Annotated in this window: 17 protein-coding genes; 11 read left to right on the top strand and 6 right to left on the bottom strand. The window is 64.1% G+C overall.

Translation table 11 applies throughout. The features are described from left to right. From LB516_RS25620 to LB516_RS25605, 4 genes are all read left to right on the top strand, one after another. Positions 1-741 (top strand): pyridoxine 5'-phosphate synthase, encoded by a 741-nt coding sequence (locus tag LB516_RS25620; RefSeq protein WP_140874422.1) that lies wholly within the window; start codon positions 1-3, stop codon positions 739-741. A gap of 96 nt (positions 742-837) precedes the next feature. Next, positions 838-2,751 (top strand): potassium transporter Kup, encoded by a 1,914-nt coding sequence (locus LB516_RS25615; protein WP_015317303.1) that lies wholly within the window; start codon positions 838-840, stop codon positions 2,749-2,751. Between the two features lie 191 nt (positions 2,752-2,942). Beyond that, positions 2,943-4,862 (top strand): potassium transporter Kup, encoded by a 1,920-nt coding sequence (locus LB516_RS25610; protein WP_015317304.1) that lies wholly within the window; start codon positions 2,943-2,945, stop codon positions 4,860-4,862. Positions 4,863-4,898: 36 nt separating this feature from the next. Then, on the top strand, positions 4,899-5,939 hold the full coding sequence (locus LB516_RS25605) for an SDR family oxidoreductase (protein ID WP_140724100.1): 1,041 nt from the start codon (positions 4,899-4,901) through the stop codon (positions 5,937-5,939). A gap of 35 nt (positions 5,940-5,974) precedes the next feature. Here LB516_RS25605 and LB516_RS25600 read toward each other — a convergent pair whose 3' ends face one another. Continuing rightward, positions 5,975-6,865 (bottom strand): SDR family oxidoreductase, encoded by an 891-nt coding sequence (locus tag LB516_RS25600; protein WP_224720587.1) that lies wholly within the window; start codon positions 6,863-6,865, stop codon positions 5,975-5,977. Between the two features lie 135 nt (positions 6,866-7,000). On the opposite strand from LB516_RS25600, the gene LB516_RS25595 reads away from it, so the two are divergent. After that, on the top strand, positions 7,001-7,411 hold the full coding sequence (locus tag LB516_RS25595; RefSeq protein WP_224720586.1) for a winged helix-turn-helix transcriptional regulator: 411 nt from the start codon (positions 7,001-7,003) through the stop codon (positions 7,409-7,411). 53 nt (positions 7,412-7,464) lie between these two features. After that, on the top strand, positions 7,465-8,730 hold the full coding sequence (locus tag LB516_RS25590) for an FAD-dependent oxidoreductase (RefSeq protein WP_015317308.1): 1,266 nt from the start codon (positions 7,465-7,467) through the stop codon (positions 8,728-8,730). On the opposite strand, the gene LB516_RS25585 is transcribed toward LB516_RS25590, so the two are convergent. Further along, the gene (locus LB516_RS25585; protein ID WP_015317309.1) at positions 8,678-9,412 is read right to left on the bottom strand and encodes a glutathione S-transferase family protein; all 735 of its coding nucleotides are present in this window, start codon (positions 9,410-9,412) and stop codon (positions 8,678-8,680) included. The genes LB516_RS25590 and LB516_RS25585 overlap by 53 nt on opposite strands. Before the next feature lie 100 nt (positions 9,413-9,512). Here LB516_RS25585 and LB516_RS25580 point away from each other — a divergent pair, with 100 nt between their 5' ends. From LB516_RS25580 to ilvC, 3 genes are all read left to right on the top strand, one after another. Then, the gene (locus LB516_RS25580) at positions 9,513-9,971 is read left to right on the top strand and encodes a MarR family winged helix-turn-helix transcriptional regulator (RefSeq protein WP_224720585.1); all 459 of its coding nucleotides are present in this window, start codon (positions 9,513-9,515) and stop codon (positions 9,969-9,971) included. A gap of 148 nt (positions 9,972-10,119) precedes the next feature. Further along, the gene (locus LB516_RS25575) at positions 10,120-10,773 is read left to right on the top strand and encodes a TetR/AcrR family transcriptional regulator (protein WP_015317311.1); all 654 of its coding nucleotides are present in this window, start codon (positions 10,120-10,122) and stop codon (positions 10,771-10,773) included. Positions 10,774-10,799: 26 nt separating this feature from the next. Continuing rightward, positions 10,800-11,819, top strand: a complete 1,020-nt coding sequence (gene ilvC, locus LB516_RS25570) for a ketol-acid reductoisomerase (protein ID WP_140788742.1) — start codon at positions 10,800-10,802, stop codon at positions 11,817-11,819. Positions 11,820-11,892: 73 nt separating this feature from the next. Here ilvC and LB516_RS25565 read toward each other — a convergent pair whose 3' ends face one another. Then, complete coding sequence (locus LB516_RS25565; RefSeq protein WP_224720584.1) at positions 11,893-12,474, bottom strand: BA14K family protein; 582 nt, start codon at positions 12,472-12,474, stop codon at positions 11,893-11,895. A gap of 189 nt (positions 12,475-12,663) precedes the next feature. On the opposite strand from LB516_RS25565, the gene LB516_RS25560 reads away from it, so the two are divergent. Both LB516_RS25560 and LB516_RS25555 read left to right on the top strand, forming a co-directional pair. Next, positions 12,664-13,776, top strand: coding sequence for an endonuclease/exonuclease/phosphatase family protein (locus LB516_RS25560; RefSeq protein WP_015317313.1), 1,113 nt, complete (start codon positions 12,664-12,666; stop codon positions 13,774-13,776). A 6-nt stretch (positions 13,777-13,782) separates the two neighbouring features. Beyond that, positions 13,783-14,499, top strand: a complete 717-nt coding sequence (locus LB516_RS25555; RefSeq protein WP_224720583.1) for a hypothetical protein — start codon at positions 13,783-13,785, stop codon at positions 14,497-14,499. A gap of 130 nt (positions 14,500-14,629) precedes the next feature. Here the strand turns inward: LB516_RS25555 and LB516_RS25550 are convergent, their stop codons facing one another. The 3 genes from LB516_RS25550 to LB516_RS25540 are packed head-to-tail and all read right to left on the bottom strand — an operon-like array spanning position 14,630 to position 17,842. Next, the gene (locus LB516_RS25550) at positions 14,630-15,847 is read right to left on the bottom strand and encodes an ABC transporter permease (RefSeq protein ID WP_224720582.1); all 1,218 of its coding nucleotides are present in this window, start codon (positions 15,845-15,847) and stop codon (positions 14,630-14,632) included. Continuing rightward, on the bottom strand, positions 15,844-16,551 hold the full coding sequence (locus tag LB516_RS25545; protein ID WP_015317319.1) for an ABC transporter ATP-binding protein: 708 nt from the start codon (positions 16,549-16,551) through the stop codon (positions 15,844-15,846). The genes LB516_RS25550 and LB516_RS25545 overlap by 4 nt, the downstream gene beginning before the upstream one ends. Positions 16,552-16,555: 4 nt before the next feature. Further along, positions 16,556-17,842: an efflux RND transporter periplasmic adaptor subunit gene (locus tag LB516_RS25540; RefSeq protein WP_224720581.1), complete on the bottom strand. Its 1,287-nt coding sequence runs from the start codon at positions 17,840-17,842 to the stop codon at positions 16,556-16,558. Between the last annotated feature and the right edge of the window lie 88 nt (positions 17,843-17,930).

Below are 17,930 nucleotides of genomic sequence, written 5' to 3'. Positions count from 1 at the left end.
ATGCCAGCCAAGCTTTCCGTCAACCTCAACGCCATCGCCATGCTGCGCAACCGGCGCGACCTGCCGTGGCCCAATGTGATCGCTGTCGGACGCCTCGCCCTTGCCGCCGGAGCGCATGGGCTGACCGTGCATCCGCGCCCCGACGAACGTCACACAAGGCATTCCGACCTGCCCGAGATCAGGGCGCTGATCGACGACGAGTTCCCGCGGGCGGAATTCAACATAGAGGGCTACCCGAGCGAGGATTTCCTGGCGCTGGTGGAGAAGCATCAGCCCGAACAGGTGACGCTTGTGCCCGACGATCCCTCCCAGGCAACCTCCGACCATGGCTGGAACTTCGTCACCGATGCGGCGTTGCTGACGCCGATCGTCAGACGCCTGAAGAAGGGTGGTTTCAGGGTCTCGCTGTTTTCCGATGCCGATCCCGCCGGCATGGCGGCCGCGCGCGACACGGGCGCCGATCGTATCGAACTCTATACCGGTCCTTATGGCAGCTACCATTCCGATTCGGGTAAGGCGGCCAAAGAACTGGAAAGATTGGGCAAAACCGCTGACGCGGCATTTGCCGCCGGTCTCCAGGTCAATGCCGGGCACGATCTGACGGTGGCCAATCTGCCCGCGCTGGCCAGGCGCATTCCGGCACTGGCCGAAGTGTCGATCGGACATGGGTTGACAGCCGACGCGTTGGAGTATGGCATGGCCGGAACGGTGGGTCGCTTCCTCAGGGCCTGCGGCTGGTAGGGGGTAGTGCTTCGTATTGGTATGGCAGCCATCGCGTGCATTTGATATCGTATCGCAGCATGCATAAAGCACCGCGCGCTTATCGGAGAGTGGTCGATGGCCCTTGCCAATAGCGGGAGCGAAGCTGAAACCGTCGAGCAATCGAGCCATGCCGGGGTCGAGCAGCACAGCACCAAGGTTCTCATGCTGGGCGCACTCGGCGTTGTCTATGGCGACATAGGCACAAGTCCGATCTACGCCTTTCGCGAGGCGCTTCACGCTTCGCCCGGCATCGATACGCGCGTTCACGTGCTTGGCGTGCTGTCGCTGATCGTCTGGGCGCTGACGATCATCGTGACCGTCAAATACGTTGCCTTCGTGCTTCGTGCCGACAACAAGGGCGAAGGCGGCACGCTGTCGCTGATGTCATTGGCACGCAGCGCCTATCCCAAAGGCGCTCGACTGATTCTGGTGATCGGTCTTTGCGGCGCGGCGCTGTTTTTCGGCGATTCGATCATAACGCCGGCCATCTCGGTGCTGTCGGCGGTCGAAGGCCTCACCGTGGTGACCCCAACGCTCGACGCCTATGTCGTGCCGATCACGCTGGTCATCCTTGCCATCCTGTTCTCCGTGCAACGCTTCGGCACGGGAAAGGTGGCGGCGGTGTTCGGGCCGGTGACGGCACTGTGGTTCCTGGCCATCGGCGTTGCCGGCATCTATCACTTGATGGACGATCCATCGATCCTGCTTGCCATCAATCCCTATTACGCGGTCATTTATCTGGCCAGCACACCGACCGCCGCCTTTGTCACCGTCGGCGCCGTGTTCCTGGCGGTAACCGGGGCCGAGGCGCTTTATGTCGATCTCGGCCATTTCGGACGCAAGCCGATCGTGCTGGCATGGTTTTCCGTGGTTTTCCCCTGCCTGCTGCTCAACTATTTCGGGCAGGGCGCCTTTGTGCTCGCCAATGACGGAAAACCGACCAATCCGTTCTTCCAGATGCTGCCTGACTGGGCACTGATGCCGATGGTGGGACTTGCAACGGCCGCGACTGTCATTGCCAGCCAGGCGGTCATTTCAGGAGCTTTTTCGCTGACCCGCCAGGCGGTGCAGCTCAATCTTCTGCCGCGCATCGAGGTGCAGCACACCTCGGAAATGCAGTCCGGGCAGATCTACATGCCGCGCGTCAACCTGCTCATAGCAATGGGTGTGATGCTGCTGGTGGTCGGTTTCGGCAGTTCGAGTTCGCTGGCGTCCGCCTACGGCATCTCGGTGACCGGCGAAATGCTGATGACGACGATCCTGCTGTTCGTGGTGATGCGCAAGATGTGGAAATGGAAGCTGGCGCTCGCCCTGGCGCTGACCTTGCTGTTCGGCGTCATCGACAGCGGCTTCTTCCTGGCCAATGTCGTGAAGATCGTGGAAGGCGGCTGGGTCTCGATCACCGTTGCCTGCCTGATGGGACTGATCATGTGGACGTGGATACGCGGCACCCGCTATCTCTTCGACAAGACCCGCCGCAACGAAATCCCGCTCGATTTCCTCGCCGGCAATCTGCTGAAGAAGAAGCCGCAGCTGGTGTCCGGCACCGCGGTGTTCCTGACCAGCGATCCCTTGAGCGCGCCGACCGCCCTGATGCACAGCCTCAAGCACTACAAGGTGCTGCACGAGCAGAACGTCATCCTTTCGGTGGTGACCGCGCCGCAGCCCGTCGTGCCCGACAGCGAGCGTGTCAAGATGGAGACGGTCAACGAGTTGTTCATGCGGGTGACGCTGACCTTCGGCTACATGGAACAGCCCAACATTCCGCGCGCGCTGGCGATCTGCCGCAAGCAGGGCTGGAAGTTCGACATCATGACGACGTCGTTCTTCCTGTCGCGGCGGTCGCTGAAAGCCTCGCCCAATTCAGGCATGCCGGTGTGGCAGGACCGGCTGTTCATCGGACTGGCGCGCTCGGCGGCCGACGCGACGGAGTATTTCCAGATCCCGACCGGCCGCGTCGTTGAAATCGGCACGCAGGTCGCCATTTAACAGACGTGCTCGCCGGCCCGCAGGTTTTGCCATGGGTCCGGACATGAGGCCGCGAATGTCGCATTGACCGGCTTCGCTCGAAGTCGCCCACAAGAAGCCGCGCGCTGCCAACATGAGTGCCATAACGTTACGGCACTTGATATTGCAGTGCAGCAAGCGTAGAGCACCGCGCGTTTATCGGAGTGTCGTACATGGCCCTTGCCAGTGCTGGTAATGAGGCAGAACCCGTCGACCAATCGAGCCATCCCGAAATCGAACAGCACAGCACCAAGGTGTTGATGCTGGGCGCGCTCGGCGTGGTCTATGGCGATATCGGCACCAGCCCGATCTATGCGTTTCGCGAGGCGCTGGTCGCGTCGTCGGGCGGGCAAGTTGCCGACCGTGGCGACATTCTTGGCGTTTTGTCGCTGATCATCTGGTCGCTGACGATCATCGTCACCATCAAATACATCATGTTCGTGCTGCGTGCCGACAATCGCGGCGAGGGCGGCGTGCTGTCGCTGATGGCGCTGGCGCGCGGCAGTTTTCCAAAGCGTTCGGCGCTGATGCTCGGCATCGGCATCGTCGGCGCCTCGCTGTTTTTCGGCGACGCCGTCATCACGCCGGCGATTTCGGTGCTGTCGGCGGTCGAGGGCATGAATGTCGTCACCCCCACCTTCCAACCTTACGTCGTGCCACTGACGCTGGTCATCCTCGCCATGGTGTTCGCGGTTCAGCGTTTCGGCACCGGTGGCGTTGGGCTGGTCTTCGGCCCGGTCACCGCGATCTGGTTCCTGGCCATCGGCCTTTCCGGTCTCAAGCACATCATCGCCGATCCGGAGATCCTGTGGGCGGTCAGCCCGCACTATATCGTCGCTTTCCTGATCCATTCGCCCGATGTGGCTTTCGTCACCATCGGCGCCATCTTCCTTGCCGTCACCGGCGCGGAAGCGCTTTACGCCGATCTCGGCCATTTCGGCCGCAAACCCATCGTGCTCGCCTGGCTCTCGATCGTGTTCCCCTGCCTGCTGTTGAATTATGCCGGGCAGGGCGCCTTCGTGCTGGCGAAGAACGGCGTGGTCGGCCATCCGTTCTTCGAAATGAACGAGGGTTGGGCACTGATCCCGATGGTGGTGCTGGCGACGGCGGCGACCGTCATCGCCAGCCAGGCGGTCATTTCAGGGGCTTTTTCGCTGACCCGCCAGGCGGTGCAGCTCAACATGCTGCCCAGGCTCCAAATCCTGCACACGTCGGAAAAGCAGTCCGGCCAGATCTACATGCCGCGCGTCAACCTGCTGCTGGCGCTGGTGGTGATGATGCTGGTGGTCGGCTTCGGCGAGTCCAGCAAGCTGGCCTCCGCCTACGGCATCTCGGTGACCGGCAACATGCTGGTGACGACGGTGCTGCTTTATGTGGTTATGACCCGTATCTGGAAGTGGAAGCTGTCGGTGGCGGTCCCGCTGACCGTGCTGTTCGCTTTCATCGATATCGGCTTCTTCGCCTCCAACATCGTCAAGGTGTTCGAAGGCGGCTGGGCGTCGCTGGTGGTGGCCTTCACCATCGTGCTGGGCATGTGGACCTGGGTGCGTGGCAGCCGCTATCTCTTCGACAAGACCCGCCGCAACGAAATCCCGCTCGATTTCCTCGCCGGCAATCTGCTGAAGAAGAAGCCGCAGCTGGTGTCCGGCACCGCGGTGTTCCTGACCAGCGATCCCTTGAGCGCGCCGACCGCCCTGATGCACAGCCTCAAGCACTACAAGGTGCTGCACGAGCAGAACGTCATCCTTTCGGTGGTGACCGCGCCGCAGCCGGTCGTGCCCGACAGCGAACGCGTCAAGATGGAGACGGTCAACGAGTTGTTCATGCGGGTGACGCTGACCTTCGGCTACATGGAACAGCCCAACATCCCGCGCGCGCTGGCGATCTGCCGCAAGCAGGGCTGGAAATTCGACATCATGACGACGTCGTTCTTCCTGTCGCGGCGGTCGCTGAAAGCCTCGCCCAATTCAGGCATGCCGGTGTGGCAGGACAGGCTGTTCATCGGCCTGGCGCGCACGGCGGCCGACGCGACCGAATATTTCCAGATCCCGACCGGGCGTGTGGTAGAAATCGGCACGCAGGTGGCGATCTGACGAGGTCGATCGCCTCGGCCTGACGGGGAGGTGGCCATGGGCGGCGAATTGGTGCTTGTCACCGGCGGATCGGGTTTCCTCGGCGCGCACTGTATTCTTGCCCTGTTGAAGGCGGGCTATCGCGTGCGCACGACGGTGCGCTCCGCCAGGCGTGAAGCCGACGTTATCGCCATGCTCGAGGCCGGCGGCGGCGAGCCGGGCGACAGGCTTTCCTTTGCCATCGCCGACCTCATGAGCGATGCCGGCTGGCCCGACGCTGTCGCCGGCTGCGACTATGTCCTGCATGTCGCGTCACCATTTCCGCCCGGCGCGCCGAAGCATGAGGACGACCTGATCATCCCGGCTCGCGAAGGCGCGTTGCGCGTGCTCAGGGCGGCGCGAGACGCTGGCGTCAAACGCGTCGTGCTGACCTCGTCCTTCGCCGCCATCGGCTATGGCAAGATGCCGCCCGGCGGCCGGCCTTTCACCGAGGAGAGTTGGACCGATCCGACGGCCAAGGTCAGCGCCTATGTGAAATCGAAGACGCTCGCCGAGCGCGCGGCTTGGGATTTCATCGCCGCCGAGGGTGGCAAGCTGGAGTTGGCCGTCGTCAATCCGGTCGGCATTTTCGGACCGGTGCTCGGGTCCGACCATTCGACCTCCACCGAATTTGTTCAGCGCATGATGAACGGTGCGATGCCTGGGTTGCCGCGCCTGTCGTTCGGCGTGGTCGACGCGCGCGACGTGGCGGACCTGCATGTGCGCGCAATGACCAATCCCGCCGCCAGTGGCGAGCGCTTCCTGGCCGTTGCCGGCGATTTCATGACCGTGCGGGAGATCGCCCAGACGGTGAAAACGCGGCTCGGCGCGGCCGCCTCGCGGGTCACGACCCGGGAGCTTCCCGATTGGTTGGTGCGGGTGGTGGGGCTGTTCAACGCGGAAGCCGCGCAACTCGTGACGGAACTCGGCAAGGTCAAGAACGCCACCAACGCCAAGGCGGTGCGCATGCTCGGCTGGGCGCCGCGCTCGCGCGAGGACGCGCTGGCCGCCACCGCCGAAAGCCTGGTCCGGCTCGGGCTGGTCAAGACCCCGAAATAGCGCGGCGGGAGAAAGAACTTCCCGCCGCGCTGACATCAACCCGCCAGTGCGGCCTTGTTGGCCTCGAGGAACTGCTTCAGCGGTACCGATTTCCGACCGGAAAGTGTCTCGACCGAATCCGTTACCATGCCAAGGTCGCCGGCGCGCGTGGCGGCGTCGAAGGACACCAGGAGCCTGGCGATCGGCTCGGGCAGCCCGGCTGCCTTCATGCCTTCGGTCAGCGCTTCATCGGAGAGCTGGACGACCTGGATCGGCTTGCCTGTGACTTCGGTGACGAGCACGGCGACTTCGGCTGATGTGTAGGCCTCGGGGCCAGTCAGCGTGTAAGTCGTGCTTTCGGTGTTATCCGAAGCCAGCCCCGCGGCTATGGCCGCGGCGAGGTCGTCACGCGCGCCATAGGAAATCGCGCCGTCGGCCGCCGACGTATACCATTGGCCCGATGCGAGGATTTGCGGCATCGCCATGAACAGGTTCTCGTCGTACCAGCCGTTGCGGAAGATCGTGTAGGGAATGCCGCTGGCCTTGATCGCCTGTTCGGTGTCGTAGTGATCGGGGGCAAAGAGCACGGCGGAACCGGGTTCGGTGTTGGGCAACGAGGTGTAGAGCAGGTGGCCGACGCCAGCCTGCCTGGCCGCCGCGACGGCGGCAAGCTGCTGCTCGCGCCGCTTTCCCTGGATCGCCAGCTCGTTGGTCGAAATGATGAGCGCCCGGTCGGCGCCTGCGAAGGCTTGGGCAAGCGAGGCCCGATCGTCGAAATCAGCCTCGCGAACGGTGACGCCGCGCGCCGACAGGTCGGCAAGATTGGCGGGCGTGCGGGTCGTGGCGATGATGCGGGCCGCCGGCACCTCGAACGTGTCCAGCAGATGGTTGATGACGCTGCGGCCGAGCTGGCCGGACGCGCCGGTGACGAGAAGAGTTGCGGTCATGGGGGATCCTGACATTGCGCCGGAAGGGCGGTTCGGGTGGTGGTCTCAAAAAGAGACCAGCACTAAAATAGGAATTGACCCGGTGCCGTAAAGAAGGCAGTTTTTGGGGAGGTAGGCACACGCAGGGAACCAGCCATGGACAGCCGGACCGTCAATCTGAAATCCAAACTCGAAGTCTACAAAGCGATGACCGACGGCGGAAACATTGCCGATTGCCCGGTCCGCGACGTCATCCAGGGCCTCAATGGCAAATGGAGTTCGCTGCTGACGGCGGCGCTGGCCGAGCAGTCTTATCGCTTCGGCGAGCTGCGGCGGCTGGTTCCCGATATCTCGCAGCGCATGTTGACCCAGACGCTCTACGATCTGCAGCGCGACGGCTATGTGCGCCGCGAGGTGTTTCCGACCAAGCCGCCCAGTGTCGAATACAGCCTGACCGACCTTGGGCGATCGATGTTCGACGCTTTGCAGTATCTGCTGCAGTGGGCCGAAAACAACCATGACGCAGTGCGCGGCGCGCGGACTGCCTTCGATTCGACGCAGGCTTGACCAGCAGGCTAGCGCTCGGCGTCGCGACTTGATTTCGTCCGGCGGCTGAAGGATTGTCCCGGCCAGTTCGGCTTGGGGGCAGCGGCATTTCCTACGGTATCGCAATCGCCGGCGCTGGTCCGGCCGGGCTCGCCGCGGCGCTCTATCTCAAGCGCGCCGGCCACCGCGTAACCATCTTCGAGCGCTTCGAGGAACCGAGGCCGGTCGGCTCCGGGCTGATCCTGCAGCCGACTGGGCTGACGGTGCTCGCCGATCTCGGCCTGCTCGACGACATCATGGCGCTGGGCAGCAGGATCGACCGGCTGCATGGCGTCGATGCGTCGAGCGGCCGCACCGTGCTCGATGTCCGCTACGATGCCCAGCGCGGCAACCGTTTCGGCCTGGCGGTACACAGGGCCGCCCTGTTCGGCGTACTCTTTCGCGCTGCCCGGCGCGAGGCGATCCCCATTGAGACCGGCGTCGAAATCGAGGCCCTGGAGACCGGCGAGCGGGCGACGCTGATCCGGGGCAACGGCCGAAGGGAAGGGCCGTTCGATCTAATTGTCGACGCCAGCGGCGCGCGCTCGAAGCTGCGGCGGTGCGCCGGTAGTGCCGAAGCGCCACGGCCACTCACCTATGGCGCGTTCTGGGCATCGCTCGGCTGGCGCGGCGAGGGCTTTGACGAGCACGCGCTTCTGCAGCGCTACGACAAGGCCAGCGTGATGATCGGCGTGCTGCCGATCGGGCGGCCCGAGCCGGGCGCCGAAAGGATGGCGGCCTTCTTCTGGAGCCTGAAGCCGGCCGATGCCGACGCGGTGCGTGCCAGCGGTCTCGACACCTGGAAGGAGCGGGTGGTGCGGCTGTGGCCACGGGCCGAGGCGTTCACCAGCCAGATCGACAGTTTCGACCAGCTTTCGCTGGCCCGCTACGGCCATCACACAATGAAGTTTCCGGTTGGCCGGCGGCTGGCCGTGATCGGCGATGCCGCCCATTCGACCAGCCCGCAGCTTGGCCAGGGCGCCAACATGGCGCTGCTCGACGCCGCGGCACTTAGCTATGCGCTGGCGCGAACGGACGGCGTGGAGACAGCGCTGGAAGCCTATGCGCGAGCGCGGCGCCGGCATGTCAGGGTCTTTCAGGCACTGTCGCTGGCATTCACGCCCTTCTACCAGTCGGATTCGGTGGCACTGCCCTTCATCCGCGACAGGCTGGTGGCGACGATCGCCAAGATCCCGCCGGCGCCGCGGTTGCTGGCCTCCATGGTCGCCGGCACGGTGACCGATCCGTTCAGGCGGGCTGGGCTTGCCGAAGCGCTATGGCCGGATCGCCTTGCCGAATGAGGCTCGATAGAAATGATCCCTTCGCCCGCAGGAAGGCATGCAGGCGCTGCGGATAGTCCGGCGCCACGGCCTGCCTGATCGACGGACGGTCACTCGACGCACTGCGCCAAGCCTGGACAAGCGGCTTGCCGTCAAGAATACCGAAATCGCCGATCCGATCGAAGGCGTCGAGGTAGCGGAAGACCGGACCGTAAACGGCATCGACGAGGGAAAAGCGACTGCCAGCGAACCATGGCCCGCTCCGCACGGCGCCCGGCAGTTCAGCCTCAACACGGTCGAACATCGCCGACAGTGCGCTGGCTTCGGCGAGGAAGCCGGCCTCGCTCGGCGCTGAATAGAACCGGCCGATGGTGTTGAGGATGGCTGAGCCATACTCGATCCAGGCACGGTGCCGGGCGCGTGCATAGGGGTCGGCGGGGTGGAGGGGATTGGCCTGCGTTTCCTCGAGGAATTCGAGGATGACCGCGGATTCGAAGATTATCGTCTCGTCGCCATTTTGCCGTACGCGCAGCAATGGCACCTTGCCGAGCGGCGAGATGGCCTTGAACCAGTCCGGTTTGTCGGCAAGGTCGATGTCGATCCGCTCGAACGGCGCGCCTTTCTCGGCCAGCGAAATCGCGGCGCGCTGGACATAGGGGCAGAGCGGATGGCTGACGAGAACAAGGGTGTCGGCGGGTTTCATAGGAATGTGCCTTTCGATATCGATGCAATTGCATTTATGTAGATGCATGTGCATTGAGCGTCAAGCTTGATGCATCTGCATCTATCGCCTAGGGTGGGCCATGACCGAAAAAGACAAGCCTTCGCCTGAAGCCATCAAGGCCTGGGCCCGCCTGATGCGGGTTTCGCGCCAACTGCTGGAACGGGCCGAAGACGCGCTGAAGGAGGGCGGCCTGCCGCCGCTCGCCTGGTACGATGTGCTGCACGAGCTTGCCGAGGCGGGCGAGGGCGGTTTGCGGCCGTTTCAATTGACCGAACGCACCCTGTTCGCGCAGTACAACATCTCGCGTCTATTGGCCCGGCTCGAGGCCGACGGGCTGGTCGAGAAACTGCCGGTGGCCGACGATGGCCGCGGCCAGACCATCCGCGTCACGGCCAAGGGACGGGAGACGCGCCGCCGCATGTGGGCAATCTACGGCAGGACGATCGAGGAGTTGGTTGGCGCGAAGCTGTCGTCGGATGAGCTGAGCACGGTCTCGGCACTGCTGGGCCGCCTGCGTCATCCGCCTACCGGGGACTGAGCATGCGGACTGCGCGGCTGCGCGGACATCAGCGGATTTTTTCTTCTTTGCCCTTGCGCCGCTCACCGGATTGCGCAATATGCCGAACCGTAACGTACGGTACGGCAGGTCGAATTCACGCCCTGCCTTGTCCTTCCGAGGGAAGAGCGTGTTGCACAGCGTACCCGACATCGACAACAGCGAGGCGCTGACGGAGCGGCAGCAGGCCGTTCTGGACGCGGCTTTGCGGCTGCTGGTCGAGGAGGGCGATCACCTGACCATGACCGCCGTGGCGCGTCGCGCGAGCTGCTCGAAGGAAACACTCTACAAATGGTTCGGCGATCGCGACGGGCTCTTGACGGCGACCGTGCAGTGGCAGGCCTCGAAAGTGCGGGTGGCTTCGGTCGGCGGCAAGGGGCTTGATCTTGCCTCGCTCACGGCGAGCCTGGAGCGCTTTGGCTCCGACTGGTTGAAGGTGATCTCCAGCGATACGTCGATCGCCCTCAATAGGGTGGCGGTCGGCCATGCCGGTTCGGGGAAGGACAATCTCGGCGCCGTCGTGCTGGAGAATGGGCGCTTTGCGCTGGCCAAGCGGCTGAAGCCCGTGCTGGAAGCCGGTCGGCAGGCCGGGCTCCTTGAATTCGGGGATGCCGAGATGGCCTTCCGTACCTTTTTCGGGCTGGTTGGCCGGGACGTGCAGATCCGCCTGCTGCTCGGCGACCGGCTGGAATTGACTGAAGCGACGATCGGCGGCGATGCCGTCCGCGCGACGCAGCAGTTTCTCGCTCTTTTCGGAGCAAAAACCGGGCCGCAAGGCCTCTGATCTTCAAAAACGGGAAGGAAGACAAAATGCGTGTCTATTACGATCGTGATGCCGATCTCAACCTGATCAAGGGCAAGAAGGTCGCCATCATCGGCTATGGCAGCCAGGGCAGGGCGCATGCGCTCAACCTCAAGGATTCCGGCGCCAAGGAGATCGCCATCGGTCTCAAGGCCGGCTCGGCGACCGCCAAGAAGGTCGAGGCCGACGGGCTCAAGGTGATGAGCGTCGCCGACGCCGCCAAATGGGCCGATCTGATGATGATGGCGACGCCCGACGAATTGCAGGCCGACATCTACAAGAACGAAATCGCGCCGAACATCCGCGACGGTGCCGCGATCGCCTTCGCGCACGGTCTCAACGTGCATTTCGGCCTCATCGAGCCGAAGTCGACCGTCGACGTCGTCATGATCGCGCCAAAGGGCCCGGGCCACACGGTGCGCGGCGAATACCAGAAGGGCGGCGGCGTGCCGTGCCTGGTCGCCGTCAACCAGGACGCCTCGGGCAACGCGCTCGATCTCGCGCTTTCCTACGCCTGCGGCGTTGGCGGCGGCCGTTCGGGCATCATCGAGACCAATTTCCGCGAGGAATGCGAGACCGACCTGTTCGGCGAGCAGGTCGTGCTGTGCGGCGGCCTGGTCGAACTGATCCGCGCCGGCTTCGAGACGCTGGTGGAAGCCGGCTATGCGCCGGAAATGGCCTATTTCGAGTGCCTTCACGAGGTCAAGCTGATCGTCGACCTGATCTATGAAGGCGGCATCGCCAACATGAACTACTCGATCTCGAACACCGCCGAGTGGGGCGAATATGTCTCGGGTCCGCGCATCATCACCGCCGAGACCAAGGCCGAGATGAAGCGCGTGCTGAAGGACATCCAGACTGGAAAGTTCACCTCGGAATGGATGCAGGAATACCGCGCCGGCATGTCCCGCTTCAAGGGCATCCGCCGCAACAACGACGGCCACCAGATCGAGGAAGTCGGCGCCAAGCTGCGCGCCATGATGCCATGGATTTCCAAGAACAAGCTGGTCGACAAGGCCAAGAACTGAGCGAACCACGCTCCACTATCAATCATGAAAACGGCGCCACGTGGCGCCGTTTTCATTTCTAGTCTCAGGCAACTCAACTATAGGGCGACCAGCACTGCTGGCGCGGGCCGTTATAGGGTTGGAACGTGTTGTCGTAGGCGCGATACGAGCGGTAGCGGTTATAGCACCATTGCACATGCGCGTTCGACAACCGGCCGGCGCGATAATAGCGGCGCGGCGCCGGCGCATAGTAATCGTAGTTGTTGTAGTTGTTGTACATGCTGCCGAGGCCGAGCCCCAGGCCGAGACCGAGGACCGCCGCAGCGCCATCATCGTAGTAGCGTCCGCCACGATAATGATGGCGGCCATGGCGCCAGCGCCAGTTGTCGCCGCGGTTCCAGTTGCCACCACCATTCCAGTGGTGGCCGCTCCAGTTGCCTCCGCCATTCCAATGGCGGCCGTTCCAATTGCCTGACCGGCGCCATCTCCAATCGCCGCCGTTGTTGCCGCCAGCCCAGCCCTCGCGGACCGGGATGACCGTCGGCGCGGCGGTGCTGGCCGGGATCGACACATCCGGCTGCAGAATCGGCGCGGCAGCGGATGGCGCCGTGATGCCGGAGACAATACCGAGCGCTATCAGCCCGGATTTGACAGTGGAAGAAAAGAGCGCGTTCATTGCACTTCTCCAAGAGAACAGGCCCCACGCCTACCCTGGGAATGGGCTTACCGTGGACCTTTGCGTCTGAACGGCGGATGAACGGAAAGGTTCCGTCAACCATGGCGCGAAGGCCACCAGGACCAAGGGGTCCCTGCTTGTGGTCCTGCGATCTTGTTTTCCGCCGCTCTTGCAGGCAAAGGTCAGCGCATGTCGCTGCGCCTTGCCACCTTCAATGTCGAGAACCTGATGAACAGGTTCGATTTTTCCGGCTTTCGCAACCAGCTCAACGAGGATCGCACGTTGGCGCTCTTCGATATCCAGAGCGAGGCCGAATACAAGATGCTGGAACAGGCGCGCGCCATCGCGCAATCCGACGACACGCGCCAGCTGACGGCGTTGGCGATTGCCGCCGCCCGTGCCGACATCATCTGCATGCAGGAGGTCGACAACATCGAGGCCTTGAAGGCCTTCGAGTACGGCTATCTGTTCAAGATGGTGGGGCAGGGCTACCGCCAGAAATACACCACGTCGGGCAATGATTCGCGCGGCATCGATGTCGCGGTGATGATGCGCAACGAGACCGCGCAGGGACAGCCGATCGAATTCGTGCGCATGACCAGCCACGCCTATGTCACCTACGAGCAGTTCGGGTTGCATACGCCCGAGCTGGCGGCCCTCGGCAACCAGCCCAATGAACGCATCTTCCGGCGCGACTGCCTGGAGGTCGACATCAAGGTGGGCGGCGCGCCGATGACGCTCTATCTCGTGCACTTCAAGTCCATGGGCTCTCCCCGCAACGGGCTCGACGGACGCGAGGCGACAATGCCGGTGCGCATCGCGGAGGCGCAGGCCGTGCGGCGCATCATCGAGGAGCGTTTCGGGGCGGAGCACGCGGCCGACAAGCGCTGGGCGATCTGCGGCGACATGAACGATTACCGCCAGCGGGTGAAGATCGCCGGCGATGAGGTCGACGGCTACCGTTTCGAGGTGGTCGACGAGAACCTGTCCTGCATCAATGTGCTGACGGCGGGCGGCTTCTGTGAAAATGTGGTCGAGCGGCGGCCGGAAATGAACCGCTGGACCTTCTATCACACACGCGGGCCGCAAGAGCGGCATCTGTGCCAGCTCGACTATATCCTGCTGTCGAAGGGGCTGGCGGCGAAGAACGCCACCGCAGTTCCCGACATCATCCGCAATGGCCAACCCTGGCGCACGATCTTTCCCGCGGGCCAGGAAGTCGAACGCTTCCCGCGCGCCGGCTGGGACCGGCCAAAGGCCTCGGACCATTGCCCGGTGGCGATCACGCTGGACATGGCCTGAGCCGACATGAATTTTGATCTTCCGCGCAACGTCATCCTGCCGGTCGATGCCATCGATGTCCGTCTCGATCCCGGCCCGCATCCCTTCGCGGTGGAGAATGCCGCGGCGATTGCCGAGAACTGGCGGGGCGAGATCGAGGCCAATCCGGCGCTGTTCGACGGCATTGTGGTGCTGCTTTCCGAGCTTGCCTATCGCGACCGCAGCCTTATCGGCCGCTGCCATGCGGTCAATTACTCGACCTTCATGCTGTGGCGGAAGCGGCGCGAGAATTCCGGCGCCGAACACGCCTATGCCCATGCCGTGCTGGTGGCCGGGGACAACGCTCTGGTGGCGATCCGCATGGGACCGCGAACCGTCAGTGCCGGCCGGGTCTATTTCGCCGCCGGTTCGTTCGAGCCGATCGATTTCCGCGACGGTCTCGTCGATGTCGATTTCAACATGATGCGCGAGGTGCGCGAGGAGACCGGCATCGACCTGTCGAACGCCAGGCGTGGTGTGCGCTGGCACGCCCTGTCGACGGCAAGCGGCACCGTCATTTTCCGCCGCTATCACGTCGACGCGTCGGCCGACGAGATCGCGCGCCGAATCTCGGCCTTCGTCGCCACCGAAGCCGACCCGGAGATCGAGGGGCCGGTGATCATCCGCCATGCCGGCGACCTGCCGGACGGCCTGTCGCCGCACATGAAGCCGCTGATCGAGTGGCATTTCGCGCGCGCAGACTAATATCGGTGCGTACTGGTTGTATCGCGGCGATGCCTGCCGGCAAGCGTCGCACGATCCTCCATGACCCTCTTGAGCAGAAGGTTGTGTAACACCGGCCCGGAGTGCCGGGCTGCCTTCGCAGCTTGCTCCTTTACTCGTGACGCAACGCGTCGATCGGATCGAGCCTGGCGCCGCGCAGCGCCGGGAAGAAGCCGAACACCATGCCGATCAGCGCGGAGAAGCCGACGGCAAGCAGAATGACGGCCGGGCTTGGCGCGAAAGGTATGGTCAGCGTCACCGAGGCAAGGCCGGCCAGCGCCAGCCCAATCAGGATGCCGATGATGCCGCCAAGCAGCGACAGCACCGTCGCCTCGACCAGGAACTGGATGAGGATGTGCTTTTCATGCGCGCCGATGGCGAGCCTGATGCCGATCTCGCGCGTGCGTTCGGTGACCGACACCAGCATGATGTTCATGATGCCGATGCCGCCGACCAGCAGGCTGACACCGGCGACCGCGCCCAGCATGCCGGTCATCGTCGTGGTGGCGCTGGCCATGGCGTCGGCGATCTGGGTCATGTCGCGGATGCCGAAATCGCTCTCGCGATCGGGCGTGATGCGGCGCGCATCGCGCAAGATGTCCTCGACGCGCGGCTGCAATTCGGTGGTCGGCGTGCGGTCGTCGGCGGCGATGTAGATGTTGTCGATGTCGCGATTGCCGGCGATGCGGCGCTGATAGGCGGCGAGGGGCATCAGCACGACATTGTCCTGGTCCTGGCCGAAGCCGGTGTAGCCTTTCGGCTCGAGCAGTCCGACGATCCTGCAGGAGGTGCGGTTGACGCGGATGATCTCGCCCTCGGGATCGCCGGCGCCGAAGAATTGCTGGCGCACCGTCTCGCCGATCAGGCACACACCGGTGCCGGAGCGGGTTTCGGAATCGCTGAACGGGCGGCCGGACACCAGTTTCCAGTCGCGTGCGTCGAGATAGGCGCTGTCGGTGCCGGTGACGCCAGAGGTCAGGCTCTCGGTGCCGAAGATGACGCGCACCTGCTTCTGCGCCGCCGGCGAGATGGCGCGCGCACCGGTGAGATGCGCAACCAGCGCCGCCAGATCCTTTTCCGCCAGCGGCCGCACCGCCTGGTCGAGCCCGCCCGGACCGCCGGGGCCGGCCGGGCGCCCGGCTCGGACGACCAGAAGATTGCTGCCGAGCTTGGAAATGTCGGACTTGACCTTTTGCGTGGTGCCGGAGCCGATGGTCAGCATGGCAATGACGGCGGCGACGCCGATGACGATGCCGAGCAAGGTCAGGAACGAGCGTAGCACGTTGCGGCGGATCGAGCGCATCGAGAGGCGGACGGTTTCCCAGATCATGCCATCTCCATATTCATGGTGTCGGAGGCGACATGGCCGTCGAGGAAGCGGATGGTGCGCTCGGCATATTCGGCGACATCGGCTTCGTGGGTGACCATGGTGACGGTCAGGCCAAGCTCTTTGTTCAGCCGCGTCAGCAGCTCCATGATCTCATGCGTGCGTGCGGTGTCGAGATTGCCGGTCGGCTCGTCGGCGACGAGCAGCGTCGGCCTGGTGACGATGGCGCGTGCGATCGCCACGCGCTGCTGCTGGCCGCCGGAGAGTTCGGCCGGCGTGTGATGCTCGCGGCCGACAAGGCCGACCTCGGCCAGCGCCTGCATGGCAAGGTCGCGGCGCTCGCGGGCGGCGACACCACGATAGATCAGCGGCAGTTCCACATTTTCGGCCGCGGTGGTGCGGGCCAAGAGATTGTAGCCCTGGAAGACGAAGCCGACATAGAGGTTGCGCAGCATGGCGCGGCGGTTGCGGTCGAGCCGGCCGGCATCGACGCCCATGAAGGAATAGGTTCCGGCCGTAGGCGTGTCGAGGCAACCGATGATGTTCATCGCCGTCGACTTGCCGGAGCCCGATGGGCCCATGATGGCGACGAATTCACCGCGCCGGATGGCAAGATCGACTCCGGCCAGCGCATGCACCTTGGCTTCGCCCTGGCCGTAGCTCTTCCAGACCTTGTCAAAGGTGATGAGGGGGGCGCCCGCGGCCACTGCCTCAGCTCCGCGACTGCGAAGCGGTGATGATCTGCGCGCCTTCCTCCAGGCCGGAGGTGATCTCGGTCAGCTCGCCATCGGTCGAACCGATCTTGACGTTGACCGGATGCGGGCGGCCGTTCTCCAGCACATAGAGCGTGCGGGAACCATCGGTCGGGGCCTTCGCCACCGGGCGCTGGCGATTGCCGCGGCCCATGCGGCCGGTGAACAGGTCGCTCAGGCTCCAGCCGCGCGCCGCTTGCTGCGCCGGGCGATAGCGGAAAGCGGACGAGGGCACGGTGAGCACGCCCTTGGCTTCCCTCGTGACCACAGAAACGGTGGCGGTCATGCCGGGCCGCAGCAGCAACTCGTTGTTGTCGACTTCGAGCCGCGCATTGTAGGTGACGACGCCGTCCGTCGTGACCGAGGCATAGGAGATGTCGCGGATTTTGGCATCGAACGGCCGCTCCGGGAAAGCGTCGACGGTGAAACGGGCATGCTGGCCCGACTTGACCGCGCCGATATCGGCTTCGTCGACCGCTGCCACCAGTTCCATGTTCCTCAAATCGGCGGCGATGATGAACAGCACCGGCGCCTGCAGCGAGGAAGCGACCGTCTGGCCGGGGTCGACCGAACGCGTCAGCACGATGCCGTCGATCGGCGCGTAGATGGTGCTGTTGGCAAGGTCGGTCTGCTGCGACTTGAGATCGGCATTGGCGATGGCGAGATTGGCCTCGGCGCTATCGAGTGCCGCCTTGGAACGGTCGCGCGTCGCCGTCGCCGCCTCGAGCGACTGGTCGGTTGCCATGCCACGCTTGGTCAGGGCCGCGGCGCGGACAAGCGCACTCTCGTTCTCGGCGAGCGTCACCCTGGCGTCCTCCACATTGGCGGCCGCTCCCTTAGCGGACGCTTCGGCGCGTTCGATCTGGACCTGCAGCTTGGCGGTGTCGAGGGCCGCCAGCACGTCGCCCTTCTTCACCTGCTGGTTCTCGTTGACCGCGACCGAGCGTATGATGCCTGAGAGCTGGCTTGATATGTCGACCTGGGTGAGCGGCTGCAGCGTGCCTGTCGCCGATACCTGGACGGTGAGGTCGGCCTTGGCGGCCGGCACCGTGGTGTAGTCAATCCTGGCCGGCGTGCCCGCATACCATTGATAGAGGCCAAGGCCGGCGGCAAGCACGATGAGGGTCAGCAACGCATAGAGCCAGCCACGCCGGCGCGTCCTGCGTCGACCGGTCTGGTCGAGCCCAAGCGCCGTCTCGATGGCGGAATCCGATTCCGTCTTTGGCAGATTGACAATCTGGTCCACGTCGGACCCCTATGATGCGTAATGTCCCTGTCTGTGCACAGATCAGGCTTACCGGTTCGAATATCAAATTAAATTTCGCCCATGTTGG

It is taken from the genome of Mesorhizobium sp. CO1-1-7 (genome assembly GCF_020164885.1).
GTDB lineage: Bacteria > Pseudomonadota > Alphaproteobacteria > Rhizobiales > Rhizobiaceae > Mesorhizobium > Mesorhizobium australicum.
The sequence above is the reverse complement of the archived record's forward strand: the minus strand, read 5'-3'. Positions and strand labels throughout refer to the sequence as shown.

Excerpts from the sequence above, each read along its gene's own strand:
- LB516_RS25565 (WP_224720584.1), bottom strand. The coding sequence starts at position 12,474 with ATGAACGCGCTCTTTTCTTCCACTGTCAAATCCGGGCTGATAGCGCTC.
- LB516_RS25600 (WP_224720587.1), bottom strand. The coding sequence starts at position 6,865 with ATGACCGCAACTCTTCTCGTCACCGGCGCGTCCGGCCAGCTCGGCCGC.
- LB516_RS25585 (WP_015317309.1), bottom strand. The coding sequence starts at position 9,412 with ATGAAACCCGCCGACACCCTTGTTCTCGTCAGCCATCCGCTCTGCCCC.
- LB516_RS25555 (WP_224720583.1), top strand. The coding sequence starts at position 13,783 with ATGAATTTTGATCTTCCGCGCAACGTCATCCTGCCGGTCGATGCCATC.
- LB516_RS25610 (WP_015317304.1), top strand. The coding sequence starts at position 2,943 with ATGGCCCTTGCCAGTGCTGGTAATGAGGCAGAACCCGTCGACCAATCG.
- LB516_RS25580 (WP_224720585.1), top strand. The coding sequence starts at position 9,513 with ATGACCGAAAAAGACAAGCCTTCGCCTGAAGCCATCAAGGCCTGGGCC.
- LB516_RS25560 (WP_015317313.1), top strand. The coding sequence starts at position 12,664 with ATGTCGCTGCGCCTTGCCACCTTCAATGTCGAGAACCTGATGAACAGG.
- LB516_RS25620 (WP_140874422.1), top strand. The coding sequence starts at position 1 with ATGCCAGCCAAGCTTTCCGTCAACCTCAACGCCATCGCCATGCTGCGC.
- LB516_RS25615 (WP_015317303.1), top strand. The coding sequence starts at position 838 with ATGGCCCTTGCCAATAGCGGGAGCGAAGCTGAAACCGTCGAGCAATCG.
- LB516_RS25550 (WP_224720582.1), bottom strand. The coding sequence starts at position 15,847 with ATGATCTGGGAAACCGTCCGCCTCTCGATGCGCTCGATCCGCCGCAAC.
- LB516_RS25595 (WP_224720586.1), top strand. The coding sequence starts at position 7,001 with ATGGACAGCCGGACCGTCAATCTGAAATCCAAACTCGAAGTCTACAAA.
- LB516_RS25605 (WP_140724100.1), top strand. The coding sequence starts at position 4,899 with ATGGGCGGCGAATTGGTGCTTGTCACCGGCGGATCGGGTTTCCTCGGC.
- ilvC (WP_140788742.1), top strand. The coding sequence starts at position 10,800 with ATGCGTGTCTATTACGATCGTGATGCCGATCTCAACCTGATCAAGGGC.